The organism is Collinsella sp. An307 (assembly GCF_002161805.1).
In the GTDB taxonomy this organism is placed as follows: domain Bacteria; phylum Actinomycetota; class Coriobacteriia; order Coriobacteriales; family Coriobacteriaceae; genus Coprousia.
Genome location: NZ_NFIP01000001.1, coordinates 14,325 through 28,417, shown reverse-complemented (window position 1 = coordinate 28,417; position 14,093 = coordinate 14,325). Strand labels below are relative to the sequence as shown.

Annotated in this window: 11 protein-coding genes; 3 read left to right on the top strand and 8 right to left on the bottom strand. The window is 63.5% G+C overall.

What is annotated here, in order from left to right; all coding sequences use genetic code 11:
• Nucleotides 1-14 precede the first annotated feature (14 nt).
• Together B5F89_RS00110 and feoB are read right to left on the bottom strand one after the other, a co-directional pair.
• The gene (locus B5F89_RS00110; RefSeq protein WP_087429787.1) at nucleotides 15-386 is read right to left on the bottom strand and encodes a hypothetical protein; all 372 of its coding nucleotides are present in this window, start codon (nucleotides 384-386) and stop codon (nucleotides 15-17) included.
• A gap of 213 nt (nucleotides 387-599) precedes the next feature.
• The gene (gene feoB / locus B5F89_RS00105; protein ID WP_087429786.1) at nucleotides 600-2,957 is read right to left on the bottom strand and encodes a ferrous iron transport protein B; all 2,358 of its coding nucleotides are present in this window, start codon (nucleotides 2,955-2,957) and stop codon (nucleotides 600-602) included.
• Nucleotides 2,958-3,120: 163 nt separating this feature from the next.
• Between feoB and B5F89_RS00100 the strand changes: the two genes are divergently transcribed.
• Nucleotides 3,121-3,744, top strand: coding sequence for an HAD family phosphatase (locus tag B5F89_RS00100; protein ID WP_087429785.1), 624 nt, complete (start codon nucleotides 3,121-3,123; stop codon nucleotides 3,742-3,744).
• Between the two features lie 269 nt (nucleotides 3,745-4,013).
• Here B5F89_RS00100 and B5F89_RS00095 read toward each other — a convergent pair whose 3' ends face one another.
• Complete coding sequence (locus B5F89_RS00095) at nucleotides 4,014-5,228, bottom strand: aminotransferase class I/II-fold pyridoxal phosphate-dependent enzyme (RefSeq protein ID WP_087429784.1); 1,215 nt, start codon at nucleotides 5,226-5,228, stop codon at nucleotides 4,014-4,016.
• Nucleotides 5,229-5,246: 18 nt separating this feature from the next.
• The gene (locus tag B5F89_RS00090) at nucleotides 5,247-6,221 is read right to left on the bottom strand and encodes an AraC family transcriptional regulator (RefSeq protein ID WP_087429783.1); all 975 of its coding nucleotides are present in this window, start codon (nucleotides 6,219-6,221) and stop codon (nucleotides 5,247-5,249) included.
• Between the two features lie 158 nt (nucleotides 6,222-6,379).
• Here B5F89_RS00090 and B5F89_RS00085 point away from each other — a divergent pair, with 158 nt between their 5' ends.
• Nucleotides 6,380-8,521: a TIM-barrel domain-containing protein gene (locus tag B5F89_RS00085; protein ID WP_087429782.1), complete on the top strand. Its 2,142-nt coding sequence runs from the start codon at nucleotides 6,380-6,382 to the stop codon at nucleotides 8,519-8,521.
• Nucleotides 8,522-8,776: 255 nt separating this feature from the next.
• Here the strand turns inward: B5F89_RS00085 and asnS are convergent, their stop codons facing one another.
• Entirely contained in the window at nucleotides 8,777-10,216 is a 1,440-nt protein-coding gene (asnS, locus tag B5F89_RS00080; protein WP_087429781.1) for an asparagine--tRNA ligase, read from the bottom strand.
• Between the two features lie 160 nt (nucleotides 10,217-10,376).
• Nucleotides 10,377-10,931, bottom strand: coding sequence for a PTS glucose transporter subunit IIA (locus B5F89_RS00075; RefSeq protein WP_087429780.1), 555 nt, complete (start codon nucleotides 10,929-10,931; stop codon nucleotides 10,377-10,379).
• Nucleotides 10,932-11,129: 198 nt separating this feature from the next.
• On the opposite strand from B5F89_RS00075, the gene B5F89_RS00070 reads away from it, so the two are divergent.
• Nucleotides 11,130-11,945: a tyrosine-protein phosphatase gene (locus tag B5F89_RS00070; protein WP_087429779.1), complete on the top strand. Its 816-nt coding sequence runs from the start codon at nucleotides 11,130-11,132 to the stop codon at nucleotides 11,943-11,945.
• Between the two features lie 317 nt (nucleotides 11,946-12,262).
• Here B5F89_RS00070 and B5F89_RS00065 read toward each other — a convergent pair whose 3' ends face one another.
• Together B5F89_RS00065 and B5F89_RS00060 are read right to left on the bottom strand one after the other, a co-directional pair.
• Nucleotides 12,263-13,057: an ABC transporter ATP-binding protein gene (locus tag B5F89_RS00065; RefSeq protein ID WP_087204448.1), complete on the bottom strand. Its 795-nt coding sequence runs from the start codon at nucleotides 13,055-13,057 to the stop codon at nucleotides 12,263-12,265.
• A gap of 3 nt (nucleotides 13,058-13,060) precedes the next feature.
• On the bottom strand, nucleotides 13,061-14,017 hold the full coding sequence (locus tag B5F89_RS00060; protein ID WP_087429778.1) for an ABC transporter permease: 957 nt from the start codon (nucleotides 14,015-14,017) through the stop codon (nucleotides 13,061-13,063).
• Nucleotides 14,018-14,093: the final 76 nt, after the last annotated feature.

Here is a 14,093-nt window from a genome sequence, read left to right as displayed (position 1 = left end):
GGGCGGAACCGCGCTTAGGCGATGCGCAGCTGCGGGACCTCGCCCGGGGAGCGGTGCGCGAGGGTGCGCGCGCAGTGGCGCAGGGCGTGCACCAAACGGTAGGCCCGCGCGATGAGGTGCGCCTGCATGCCGCGCATGCGCGAGGCAACAATAAGTTCGGAAATTGCCATGGGATCATGCGCGTCCGCCGGGTCGGTCGCGCGCAGGGCGATGAAGCCCCAGACCGTACCATCGGCCTCCTCGGCAACAAGGCAGGCCTCGTCCGGCGAGGCGAGCCTGCCCGCAAAGGTCTCGGCAAACTCGCCGTACGGGCGCTGAGCGCCCTGAGCGCAGCACAGAAGGTGGAAGACGCGCTCGGCATCGGAAGAAGTAGCAGGACGAATCATGGTGGTCCTCCCTTCGGTTCCGCCGCGCGGGAGGTGCCCCGCGGGGTATCTCTCATCCTGCGCATGTATTGTTGCCGTTAGGAAACGCGCAAGTTACCACTCCACTCGCAAACGGTCGGAATAATCGGCGAGTGGCGAAGCTCGGCCAAGAACGGCCAGCGCGCGGCAGACTCGCTCGGGGCGCAGGCGAGCGCACGGTCGGGCGCTACGCCGCTATACAAGGCCAAGCGCCATGCCAACAAGCCGCACGATGAGGGCAACCGCCCAGGCGACCCCGCACTGCATGGCGATGACCGCCCACATCATGCGGACGCCAAGCTCGTTTTTGACAGCCGAGACCGCCGCCACGCACGGCGTGTAGAGCAGCGTGAACGTGAGGAAGACAAACGCCGTAAGCGGCGTGAAGAGCCCTGTGAGCGCAGCCGTCGTACCGCCCATGAGCACCGTGAGCGTGGCGACCACGTTCTCCTTCGCGCCAAAGCCGGCGGCAAGGGCCGCCGCGGCCATCCAGTTGCCAAAGCCGAGCGGCGCAAACACCGGGGCGAGAAGGGCGCCCACGCCGGCGAGCATGCTGTTTGCCTGGTCCGCCACGACGTTGAAGCGGATGTCGAAGGTCTGAAGCACCCAGATGACCACGCTCGCCACAAAGATGATGGTAAACGCCTTGGTGGCAAAGCCCTTGGCCTTGTCCCACGCGAGGCGAAGCGTCGTCTTAGCACTCGGCAGGCGGTAGTTGGGAAGCTCCATCACAAAGGGCACCGGGTCGCCACGGAAAGCCGTCCCCTTGAGCACAAGCGCCACGAGGACGCCCACGACCATGCCCATCACATAGAGCGCGAGCATGACGGCGGGGGCCGCATCGGGGAAGAACGTCCCCGCAAAGAGTGCGTAGACCGGCAGCTTTGCCGAGCAGCTCATGAACGGCGTGAGCATGACCGTCATCTTGCGGTCGTGCTCGGAGGGAAGGGTGCGCGTCGCCATGATGGCGGGAACCGAGCAACCAAAGCCAATGAGCATAGGCACGAAGCTCCGGCCGGAAAGGCCGATCTTGCGCAGCAGCTTGTCCATCACAAAGGCGACGCGCGCCATGTAGCCCGAATCCTCGAGGATGGAGAGCAAAAGGAAGAGCACCACGATAACGGGCAGGAAGGAAAGCACGCTGCCCACGCCGGCAAAGATGCCGTCGATCACGAGCGCGTGCACCACCGGATTCGTTCCAAAGTTGGTGAGCGCCACGTCGACCACGCCGGTGAACCAGTCGATTCCCTCGGCAAGCAGGTCGGAGAGACGCTGGCCGATGACATCGAACGTGAGCCAGAACACGAGCGCCATGATGCCGAGAAACACCGGGATGGCGGTGTGCTTGCCGGTGAGAATGCGGTCGGCGGCGACGCTGCGCTTGTGCTCGCGGCTCTCGCGCGGTTTCACCACGCAGCGCTCGCAGACGCTCTCGATAAAGGAGAAGCGCATGTCAGCCAGCGCGGCGAGGCGGTCGGCGTGGGCCTCGTCCTCCATCTGCGAGATGATGTGCTCGGCACCGGCAAGTTCGTTTTCGTCGAGCGCGAGCGCATCGATGACCAGCTGATCGCCCTCGATGAGCTTCGTCGCAGCAAAGCGCGTGGGGATCTGGGCCGCCTCCGCATGGTCGGAGATGAGGTGGATAAGGCCGTGGATGCAGCGGTGAAGCGCGCCGCCATCGGGCCCGTCCTCGGCACAGAAATCGATACGGCCCGGATGCTCACGGAAGCGCGCCACGTGGAGCGCGTGCTCGACAAGCTCGTCGATACCTTGATTCTTGGCAGCCGAGATGGGCACGACGGGAATGCCGAGCGCCGCCTCGAGCGCGTTCACGTCGACGGTACCGCCGTTTGCCGCCACCTCGTCCATCATGTTGAGCGCAAGCACCATGGGGCAATCGAGCTCCATGAGCTGGAGCGTCAGATAGAGGTTGCGCTCGATGTTGGTGGCATCGACGATGTTGATGATCGCGTTGGGGTGCTCCTCCAAAATGAACTGGCGGCTCACCACCTCCTCGCTCGTATACGGCGAGAGCGAGTAGATGCCCGGCAGGTCGGTCACCGTGGCGTTTGCATGCCCGCGGATCTGTCCGTCCTTGCGGTCGACCGTTACGCCAGGAAAGTTACCCACATGCTGGTTGGAGCCAGTGAGCTGGTTGAAGAGCGTGGTCTTGCCGCAGTTCTGGTTGCCGGCGAGCGCGAAGGTGAGGGGCGCCGACTCAGAAAGCGCTGCACCCTCGCGCCGTGGGCGCGCCGGCTCCTCGCCAAGCGCGGGATGCGCCGTGACGCCCGCCGGGGTCTCGTGGCGCGGGCAGTTATGCGCGTCGTGCACGTCGGACACGGTGATGCGCGCCGCGTCGTCGCGCCGGAGCGTGAGCTCGTAGCCCCTCAAGCGAATCTCCATGGGGTCACCCATGGGAGCGAGCTTGATCATGGTGACCTCGATACCAGGCGTAAGGCCCATATCGAAGATATGCTGTCGAAGCGACGGGTCGTCACAGTCCACGGACGCAACAATAGCATCCTTGCCAATCTCGAGTTCATCGAGCGTCATGCTCGGTCCCCCATCCCTATAAAAACACCTCGGCAGCGGGCGCGCCGGGCATTAGTATCACGTGATTCCGCCTTACTATACACACCTCGGCTAACGTTCGCGACGGCGCGCGCCAATCGTTATCATATTTTTGTACGGGACAACACGCCCTCAGGAGGAGCCCATGAACGCAGCCGCCCGCCCCATCAAAAACATCGCCTTTGACATGGGCAACGTGCTCATGACCTTCAACGGACCGTACTTTGCGACGCGCTTCTCTGATAACGACCAGGACGCCGCGCTCTTGCAGGCGGCATACTTTGGCCGCGGCGAATGGGCACTTCTTGACTCGGGCACCATCGGCTACCCGACCATGTTGCGCATCGCCGAGGCGCACCTGCCCGAGCGGCTCTGGCCCAACCTGCACGATATGGCGGCGCACTGGGCACGCTACTCCGAGCCTATCCCTGAGGTAAACGACCTTGCCCGCCGCCTCTACGAGCAAGGCTATAACCTCTATCTGCTCTCAAACGCCGGCACCCGTATCGATGAGCAGCTCGACCACTGCCCCGCCTACCCTCTCATGAAGGGACGCGTGGTCTCCGCCGAGGAGAAGCTCATGAAGCCGGACCCCGCCATTTACGAGCTGCTCTGCAAGCGCTACGGGCTCGTACCGGCGGAATGCCTCTTTGTCGACGACAACGCGGACAACTGTGTGGGCGCCAAGGTGGCGGGCATGCAGGCGTTCCACTTCACGGGCGATGTCGCGGCGCTCGCTGCGGCGATCGGCGTGTCACGGCAACAATAAAACCCTCAAACGAGGTTTGGTGTGCGGCGAGCCGTGGTCGCTCTGCGCAAAAAATGGTTTGCTGACCTTTTTGAAAGCTCTATCTATAAAATAACCCCCTGCTTATCTGGGCTTTTGTTACCCAAAAAAGTGCCCTTTGCCCACCGGGGCGAAAGGGCACTAAAGAAATTCCAGCTCATTGGGGCTCATGGGAGGTCAGCAAACGCATTTTTGCGCAGAGGGGTGTCATTCGCTCCACGCGGCGCAGCCTACCCCGGCCGCGAACGCCCCTACGCGTTGAACACGTAGCGGTCGAGGCGCTCGAACGCCTCCTGCACGCGCGAAAGCGGCAGCGCGAGGTTCACGCGGATATGGCAGGGGCCGTGGAAGGGGCGGCCATCCTGGTAGTCGACACCCACGCGCCAGCCCTCGGTAAGCAGCCAGTCGACGTCGCGCCCATGTGCGGCGCACCATTCGGTGCAGTCGAGGAAAAGCATGTAGGTGCCCTCGGGCTTGGTTACGTGCACGCCCTCGAAGTGCTCGTCGATATAGCGGCACGCCCAGTCGACGTTTTTGCCCAGCACCTCGCGCAGCTCATCGACCCACTCGTAGCCCTCCGGCTTGTAGGCGCCAATGAGGGCGTGCATGGAGAGCACGTTCATCTCGTTGTAGTGCGCCTTGGACGAGGCAGCGACCACGCGGTCGCGCAGGTAGTCGTTGTAGATGATGTGGTAGCTTCCCACAAGCCCCGCGAGGTTGAAGGTCTTGCTCGGAGCGTAGAGCGCCACGGTGCGCTGGCGGGCATCTTCGGAAACCGACTGGGTGGGCGTGTGGGTGTGCCCGGGGAGAATGATGTCGGACCAAATCTCGTCCGAGATGACCACGCAGTCGTACTTGCGGTAGAGCTCCATCGCCTGCTCGAGCTCGGCGCGCTCCCATACGCGTCCGCAGGGGTTGTGCGGCGAGCACATCACCGCGACGTGAATCTTGTGCTCGGCGAGCTTGCGCTCCATGTCGGCGTAGTCCATGCGCCAAACGCCCGCCTCGTCGCGCACGAGCGGCGAGTGCACGATCTTGAAGCCGGCGTTCTCGATGCTGCCGGTAAAGCCGATGTAGGTGGGGCTATGCAGCAGCACCGCGTCGCCCGGACGTGCGAACGCCTGGAGCGTCGACACCACACCGCCGAGCACGCCGTTCTCGTAGCCGATGTGCTCGGGGCGGAGTCCCGTGACGCCGTTGCGGGTCTCGTGCCAGCGGATAATGGACTGGAAGTACTCGTCGCGCGGCTCGAAGTAGCCGAAGTGCGGCTGACGGGCGCGCTCGATAAGCGCCTCGGGCACGGTGGGGACCACAGGGAAGTTCATATCGGCGACCCACATGGGGATGGCGTCGAAGCCCTCGGCGGGCTTGGTGGGTGCCATGCCGGTCGGCGTGTCGGTCAGGCCGTCCACCGCAACGGCATCCTGCCCGCGGCGGTCCATGATGGTCGTGAAATCGTACTTCATGCGCTCCCTCTTCCGTACCTAGCCGCACTGGGCGGCAAGTCCTCTTGCGACACAAACGCTATTTTTGTCAGCAGGCGGGACAAAGTCAACGCCTGCTCCACCGACCTCGATTGCCTGATAATGTTCACGGTTCGCCCCATAGCTCCCGAGCACCGTCTTACGGTACCGCTGGGGCGAGACCTCCTTGAACTCCTTGAATTTCTTGATGAAGTAGCTCGTGGACTGGAACCCGCACGACAGGCCGATATCGATAATCGAGCGGTCGGTATCCAACAGCTCGTCGCAGGCTCGCTCGATGCGGTAGCGGTTGATGAAGGCCGTTGGGGTGAGACCGGTCGCGCGCTTGAAAAAGCGCGAGAAGTACTGCGGCTGGTACCCGCTCACCTGGGCGAGCGTGGCGCTCGATATCTGCTCGGCGTAATGATCCTGCACGTAGCGAACCGCCCGCTCCGCTGCTGCAAGGCTGTGACGGTCGCGCTCGTTTTCCACGAGGCTCCCGGTGCGGACGATTTCCTGGAAGATGCGCAGCAGGCAAATCCGCACGTCAAGCGTAAAACACGGGGGTAGATCGCGGCAGTCGGAGAGAATCTGCTCAAACGCCGCGCCGATGGCGCCGCCCTCGTCGCGCACCGGGTTTCTCACCGTCAGGGTACCAGCGCGGTACGGGTCGATATAACGGCGCGATGCGACGTCTGCCTGCGCAAACTCCAAAAGCCCACCGTCGAAGACAATCACAAGAAGGCGGCAGTCCTCGACTGCGCTGTAGCGGTGAAGGGTGCGGGGCTCGACGGCAAAGAGCTCGCCCACGCCCACGCGGCGCGTGCTGCCGTCCTCGAACACGTCAATCGCGCCCTCGGCTACATAGACCCACTCCACCTCATCGTGCCAGTGGATGTAGCCGATGTCGCACCCCGCTTGGGCACGCTGGTCAAAGGTATCAAGCGGAAAAAGGTCCGACCCGTGTTCCCTACCCTCTTTGAGGCGAGCGAGCATATGCACCGTCCTCCATGCCAAAAAGTCATAATCGTTATAGTTATACCGCCGAATCACGCAAGAATCCACCCGGCCCTCTAGGGTATCTTGTGGCACAACGTCCCACGTAGAGCCAAGGCGCGCTGCCGAGGCACCGATGCGAGAAAGGTTTGGCCTTCATGATTGTTCGCTATCGTTTTGGACAACCCATCGAGACAGATGCCGTGCTTACAAAGCCTGCGGCCGAGACAGGCGAGGTGCGCCGCTTCACCGTGCATCGCCCCGGCGAGCCCGTCGAGCACGAGCACGACCGCTCAACCGAGGTAAGCAACCCCGGCGAGGTGGAGGGAAACCCGCTCGACGCCAGCAACCTCACCGATCTGCTCTTCTTCACCTACACGATGGATCCCGATGACATCGTCTACGGTCTTGGCGAGCAGGTGCGCGGCATCAACAAGCGCAACTTTACCTACGTTTCGCGCTGCATGGACAACGCGCGCCACACCGAGGACCGCCACAGCCTCTACAGCGCCCACAACTTCTTTATCGTGAGCGGGCGCGAGACCTTCGGCGCCTTCTTTGACACCGCGGGCATCATCTCCTTCGACATGGGCGAGACCGACATTGATCGCATCCAGGTCGCGCTCGAATACCCCGACTGCGACCTCTATCTCATCGAGGGCGAGGACCCCACCGACATCGTTCGCCAGTTCCGCGCGCTCGTGGGCAGAAGCTACATCCCGCCCAAGTGGGCCTTCGGCTACCAGCAGAGCCGCTGGGCCTATAAGACGGAGGATGACTTCCGTGACATCGCGCGCCGCTACCGTGATGCGGGCATCCCGCTCGATGCCATCTACATGGACATCGACTACATGGAGCGCTACAAGAGCTTCACCGTCGACCGCGAGCGCTTCCCACACTTTGAGGAACTCACCGCCGAGCTCAAGGACGACGGCATCCACCTCGTCCCCATCATCGACGCGGGCCTCAAGGTCGAGCCGGGCTACGACGTGTACGAGGAAGGCGTGGCCGAGAACCGCTTCTGCAAGAACGCCGCCGGTGAGGACTTCACCCTCGGCGTGTGGCCCGGCCACTGCCACCTGGTCGACGTCATGGACCCCGACAACCGCCGCTGGTTTGGTGACCAGTACCAAAAGCTCCTCGATCTCGGGATCGACGGCTTCTGGAACGATATGAACGAGCCCTCGATCTTCTACACCGAGGAACGCCTCGCCGAGGCGTATGCCAAGGTAGACGAGCTGCGTCAGGGCGAGCTCGACCTCAACACGTTCTTTGACATGGTCGCCACCTTCTCCAACCTTTCCAACAACCCCGCCGACTACGAGCTCTTCTATCACACCATCGACGGCAAGCGCGTGCGCCACGATCGCGTGCACAACCTCTATGGCTCGAACCTCTCGCGTGCCGCGGGCGAGGCGTTCTGCCGCCTCTCGCCCGAAAAGCGCATCCTGCTCTTCTCGCGCAGCTCCATGATCGGCATGCACCGCGTGAGCGGGATCTGGACGGGCGACAACATGGCCTGGTGGTCGCACCTGAAGCTCGCCGTCTGCCAGATGCCAGGCATCCAGATGTGCGGCTTCCTCTACTGCGGCCCCGACCTCGGCGGCTTTGGTAGCGACACCAACGAGGAGCTCATGACGCGCTGGCTGCAGTTCTCGGTCTTCACGCCGCTTATGCGCAACCACTCCTCGAGCCGCCGCGCGCAGGAGCTCGACACGTTCAAGCACGTCGACACCATGCGCCATATCGTGGAGCTGCGCTACGCGCTTCTCCCCTACCTCTACAGCGAGTTTGTGAAGGCATCGCTTGCCGATGACCTCTACTTCAAGCCGCTCGCCTTTGAGTTTGGCGACGACGAGCGCGCACGCCGCGTCGAGGACCAGCTGCTTGTGGGCGAGTCCCTCATGATCGCGCCCGTGATCGAGGAGAATGCGCGCGGCCGCATGGTGTATCTGCCCGAGCCCATGCGCATGGTGCGCTACCGCGCGCTTGACGACTACGACGTCGAGGACCTCGCCGCGGGCGACCACTACGTGAGCGCCGACCTCAACGAGATGGTCTTCTTCATCCGTCCCGGGCACGCGGTGCCCGTCGCAAAGCCCGCGCCGAGTACGCAAGCGATGGACTTCGACCATCTGCGCGTGCTCGCCAATCCGGGCAGCGCCGAGCGCATCACCTACACGCTCTACGACGATGACGGCTACACCACCGACATCGACGCACCTGAGCACTTCCACACCATCGAGGTAACCGCGGACGGCGCCCGCTGCGCCACCAAGCAGGTCGAGCTCATCGGCTAGGCGCGACCGCACCCGTTAGCGGACGCGGCCACGCCCGGTTGCGAACGCAGCCGCACCCGACCCTGAAAACAGGCCTCCCCGGCGCCGCCCACAAGGGCACAGCGCCGGGGAGGCCAAACTTATCCCAACAAAGACAACGGCACCTCCAAGTACCGTAGATTCGTCCGAATACGGAGGGGGCACGCCTTAGGGCGGCGACCGACGAGCGAGGACGAAGATACGGTGCCTGGAGGGGCCGTTCTGGTTGAGGGGAGTTTAAAACTCGGCGTTACCGACGGTCCGCGGATGCGGGATGACGTCGCGGATGTTGCCCACACCCGTGAGGTACATCACGAGGCGCTCGAAGCCAAGGCCAAAGCCCGCATGCTTGCAGGTGCCAAAGCGGCGCAGGTCCAGATAGTACTTGTACTGCTCGGCGTCCATACCGAGCTCGGCGATACGGCGCTCAAGCACGTCCAGGCGCTCCTCGCGCTGGCTGCCGCCGATGATCTCGCCGATGCCGGGCACCAGGCAGTCCGCCGCAGCGACCGTCTTGCCGTCGTCGTTCATGCGCATGTAGAAGGCCTTGATCTCGGCCGGGTAATCGGTCACGAAGGTCGGCTTCTTAAAGTGCTGCTCGGTGAGGAAGCGCTCGTGCTCGGTCTGCAGGTCGATGCCCCAGCTCACGGGGTAGTCGAACTTGTGGCCAGCAGCGACGGCCTCCTCCAGAATCTCGATGGCCTCGGTGTAGGTCACACGGGCGAAGTCGGAGCTCGCCACGTGCTCCAGGCGCTCGATCAGGCCCTTGTCGACAAAACGGTTGAGCATGTTGAGCTCGTCGGGGCACTTTTGTTGCACGTCGCGAATGACGCGTTTAAGCATTGCCTCGGCAAGGTCCATATCGTCGGCAAGATCCGCAAAGGCGATCTCGGGCTCGATCATCCAGAACTCGGCGGCGTGGCGGGTGGTGTTGGAGTTCTCGGCGCGGAACGTGGGGCCGAAGGTGTAGACGTCGCCAAAGGCCATGGCAAAGTTCTCGGCATTGAGCTGACCAGAAACCGTGAGCGACGCCGGCACGCCGAAGAAGTCCTGACTCCAGTCGACATCGCCCTCGGTGAGGGTACCGCCCGAGGCAGCGGCCTGCTCGGCCGTCACGCGCGGTGGATTTGCCGGGTCGATGGTGGTCACGCGGAACATCTCGCCCGCACCCTCGCAGTCGCTTGCGGTGATGATGGGGGTGTTGACGTAGACAAAGCCGCGCTCCTGGAAAAACGCGTGAATCGAGGCGGCAGCGACGCTGCGCACGCGGAACACCGCGCGGAAGAGGTTCGTGCGGGGGCGCAGGTGCTGCTGGGTGCGCAGGAACTCGACGGTGGCGCGCTTCTTCTGCAGCGGGTAGTCCGGCGCCGAAGGGCCCTCTACGCGGATGGTCTCAGCCGTGAGCTCAAAGGGTTGCTGCGCCTCGGGCGTGAGCTTGACCGTGCCCGTGCAAACGAGCGCCGCCGAGACGTTCTGATGCGCGATCTCGTCGTAGTTGGCGAGCGCATCGCGGTTCATAACGACCTGCAGGTCGCGGAAGCAGCTGCCGTCATTGATGGTGACAAACCCAAAGTTCTTCATGTCGCGGACGGACTTGACCCATCCAGCAACGGTGACGCTTTTACCGCCGAACGCCTCGGCATCCGCGTAGAGCTGCGCAATCTTGGTGCGATCCATGCGATTCCTTTCCGAGCCCGCCGTGCGGGCGATGTTGTGCGCACACCATGATAGCAGGTGCGACCGACAAGACGCGACCGAAGCGCGCGTGACAACACGGCGCCCCGACGGAGACGTGCCGTCGGGGCGCCGGGGTTCAGGGTAAAGAGCGCTGTCGCCGTTAGCGAATGACGAGCAGAGGGTCGCCGATCTTTACGAGCGGGCGGTCGCCGATGAGTGTGTTGGAGACGGCGGCGTACTCGATGTGCCCCACCTGGGGTGCATTGGACACCACCACGGTCACCACATCCTCAAAACCGGCGTCCTTGATCGTCGCGGAATCGAACCCAATGAGCGGCGTGCCGGCACGGACCTCGTCGCCCTGGTTGACATAGCTGGTGAAGCCTTTGCCGTTCATCGCCACGGTACCCAAGCCGATATGGATGATAACCTCGGCACCGGTCGTGGTAAGAAGGCCGATGGCGTGGTTGGTGACGGTCGTCATCACCACGCGGCCGTCTGCCGGCGCGTAGATAGCGTCACCGACGGGCAGGATGCCGTAGCCCTCGCCCAGCAACTTGGAGGAGACGACCTCGTCGTTAATCTCCTCGACGCTCACGAGCACGCCCGAGACCGGAGCGTACACGGTATCCGGTCGCACGGCGAACGTCGCCTGCTCGGGGCGATAGGCTTCCTCGGACGTACCGGTCTTTCTGATCTTGTCCCACAGCTTCATGGAGGCCTCCTCGCCATACCAGAGCGGCCGAGCGCTCGTTGTCGCTGAGCGTTTTGCTCGCCTCTATCTTACTCAAGCTCTAGACGCTATTCCATACAGTTCCCTAACATTCGCGGCGGACGGTGGTGGCACAATACATAACCGTGAGAAACCACCGCGCCCGGCAGCGCCCGCGCGGAACCGTCAAAGGAGCATTGCGTGATAACCGGTCTGACCGAGAACCTTCCCGATTACGTCGAACGCCCGGCGCTGCCCGGCCCCGCTGGCCGCGAGGGCTACGGACGCATTGATTTTGAGGTGCTCCCCAACACACGCGACCTCGGCGAGCTCATTGGCGCCGACGGACGGCGCGTCAAGCCAGGTCTGCTGCTGCGCTCGGGCGCGCTCGGCTTTGCGAGCGACGGGGACCTCGCACGCCTGCGCGACGACTATCATCTCTCCCTCATCGTCGATCTGCGCAACGACATCGAGCTCTCCGAGCTCCCCGACCCCGTCCGCTACTTCCCCGGTGTGCGCTATGTGCACGCCAACATCCTGCCCGAGGAGGCGGCGGGCATCACGCAGGAGCGCGCCACCAAAGCGACCGTCGCCATGCAAAAGGCACAGGCGTCCCAGAACCCCGATGCCTTTATGGAGGCGTTCTATCCCTTTATCCTGGCAGGTCCGGGCGGTCTTGAGGGATACCGGCAGTTCTTCGAAGCGCTTCTTGCCTGCGAGGAGGGCGCAGCGCTCTGGCACTGCTCGGTGGGGCGCGACCGTTGCGGCATGGCGTCCATGCTCGTGGAGTGGGTGCTCGGCGTGTCCTGGCACCAGATTGAGGGTGACTACCTCGCCACGAACCTCTTCGCGCCGCTCGAGTACTCGATCGACTACGCTGCGCGCATGGCGGCCCTAAACTCTGCCGTCCGCTTCCTTAAGCGCGAGTACGGCGGCATCGACGGTTACCTCAAGCAGGCGCTCGGCGTTACGGAGGATGACCGCGCCACGCTGCAGAACCGTTACCTCGAGAAGTAACGACTTCTTGCGCGCAGCCGACCTTACCCGCCCCACGTCCCCGGCACCAGCGGCGGCAGGCAGCCGCTCAAGCGCGGTTGTCGGCGAAATTGTGTATACCGAAACATTGTGTATACCGAAACTTCGGCCCCTCGACCTGCGAGCCGGGAAAACCCCAGGAAACGTTCCTCGTGTCGCCGGACGGGCGCGGTTTCGGTATACACAATATTTCTCGGTATACACAATCTTGCGCGAGAGGGCACGTTGCCGCACCCTCGGCAGAAAAAACGGCACCCCGCGGGTGCCGTTTGTTGTCTACGTCCTTGGTGAAAGCCGGGCTACGACAGCAGCATGCGGTCGTTGGCGAGCTCCCCGCCCGAGACCTCCTCGAACTTCTGCAGCAGGTCTTTCACGGTAAGCGAGCGCTTCTCGTCACCGCGAACATCGTAGATGATGCGGCCCTCGTGCATCATGATGAGGCGGTTACCCATGCGGATGGCGTCGTTCATGTTGTGTGTGACCATGAGCGTGGTGAGGTTCTTCTCGGCCACGATCTTCTCGGTAAGGTCGAGCACCTTGGCCGCCGTCTTGGGGTCGAGTGCGGCGGTGTGCTCGTCGAGCAGCAGCAGCTTGGGCTCGGTGAGCGTAGCCATAAGAAGCGTCAGCGCCTGGCGCTGGCCGCCCGAGAGCAGACCCACCTTGGCGGTCGGGCGCTTCTCCAGCCCGAGTCCGAGCTCGCGCAGGCGGTCGGCGTACTCCTCCTTCTCGGCGCGCGTGACGCCCCAGGCGAGCGTGCGGGCGCGGCCGCGGCGCTTGGCCATGGCGAGGTTCTCGATGATCTGCATGTCAGCCGCGGTGCCCATCATCGGGTCCTGGAACACGCGACCGAGGTACTTGGCGCGCGCCGGCTCAGACAGGCGCGAGATGTTCTTGCCGTCGAGCGTGATGGTGCCCGCGTCGATGGGATAGACGCCGGCGACCATGTTCATGAGCGTCGACTTACCGGCGCCGTTGCCACCGATGATCGTCACAAAGTCGCCGGGCGCGAGGTGGAGATTGCAGTCCACAAGGGCGCGCTTCTCGTTAATGGTGCCGGCGTTGAAGGTCTTGGAAACGTGAGAGAGTGTCAGCATCGCCTATCGCCCCCCTTCGGTGGTGGCGCCTTCGGTTTCGGGCAGCTCGCGCGAGGCGCGGGCGTAGGCGCGACGGAGCTGGTACTTCTCCCACACCACGGGCACGCAGAGCGCAAGCGCCACGATGATGGCGGAGAGCAGCTTCATGTCGTTGGCGTCCATACCCATCTGAAGCACGATGGCGCGGATGAGGAAGTACACGATCGAGCCGACCACGGCAGAGGTCAGACGGCCGCCGAAGGCATGGAGTTTGGCGCCCGGCAGCACGCGCCAGAGCACCTCGCCGATCACGATAGCAGCAAGGCCGATGACGATGGCGCCCGTGCCCATGCCGATATCGGCGTACTTCTGGCTCTCGCAGATGAGCGCGCCGGAAAGGCCGACGAGGCCGTTGGAGAGCGTGAGCGCGATCATCTTGGTGACCTTGGTGTTGACGCCAAGCGCGCGCACCATGGCCTCGTTGTTGCCGGTGGCGCGGCAGGCCGAACCGATCTCGGTGCCAAAGAACCAGTACAGCGCCACGATGATGACCACCGCAATGACAACGCCCACGATGATGGCGCCCACATTGGTGGAAAGACCCGTGGCATCGGTCACAGAGCTGAAGATGGTCTCGTTCTTGAGCAGCGGCGTGTTGGACTTGCCCATGATGCGCAGGTTGATGGACCACAGACCGATCTGCGTCAAGATACCCGCGAGGATTGCAGGGATTTCAAACACGGTGTGCAGAAAGCCCGTGACGGCGCCCGCGACCATGCCGGCGACCATGGCGACCACGATGGCGAGCAGGGGGTCCATCCCGCCGACCACCATGACAGCGCACACGCAGCCGCCGAGCGCAAAGCTGCCGTCGACCGTCAGATCCGCGATGTCGAGCAGCTTATAGGTGATAAACACCCCGAGCACCATGATGCCCCAGAGAATACCTTGGGATACGGCACCCAGCAGCGCGAGTCCCATAGCGAAAGCCTCCCTATCGTTGCACGGACGCTCCGTCCGTTCCGTTCAGCCAAATGTGCCTCGACGGGGGAGCTCC

Bases quoted from the DNA above. Each gene is read 5' to 3' on its own strand.
- B5F89_RS00100 (WP_087429785.1), top strand. From the start codon at position 3,121: ATGAACGCAGCCGCCCGCCCCATCAAAAACATCGCCTTTGACATGGGC.
- B5F89_RS00085 (WP_087429782.1), top strand. From the start codon at position 6,380: ATGATTGTTCGCTATCGTTTTGGACAACCCATCGAGACAGATGCCGTG.
- B5F89_RS00060 (WP_087429778.1), bottom strand. From the start codon at position 14,017: ATGGGACTCGCGCTGCTGGGTGCCGTATCCCAAGGTATTCTCTGGGGC.
- B5F89_RS00075 (WP_087429780.1), bottom strand. From the start codon at position 10,931: ATGAAGCTGTGGGACAAGATCAGAAAGACCGGTACGTCCGAGGAAGCC.
- B5F89_RS00090 (WP_087429783.1), bottom strand. From the start codon at position 6,221: ATGCTCGCTCGCCTCAAAGAGGGTAGGGAACACGGGTCGGACCTTTTT.
- asnS (WP_087429781.1), bottom strand. From the start codon at position 10,216: ATGGATCGCACCAAGATTGCGCAGCTCTACGCGGATGCCGAGGCGTTC.
- B5F89_RS00095 (WP_087429784.1), bottom strand. From the start codon at position 5,228: ATGAAGTACGATTTCACGACCATCATGGACCGCCGCGGGCAGGATGCC.
- B5F89_RS00110 (WP_087429787.1), bottom strand. From the start codon at position 386: ATGATTCGTCCTGCTACTTCTTCCGATGCCGAGCGCGTCTTCCACCTT.
- feoB (WP_087429786.1), bottom strand. From the start codon at position 2,957: ATGACGCTCGATGAACTCGAGATTGGCAAGGATGCTATTGTTGCGTCC.
- B5F89_RS00065 (WP_087204448.1), bottom strand. From the start codon at position 13,057: ATGCTGACACTCTCTCACGTTTCCAAGACCTTCAACGCCGGCACCATT.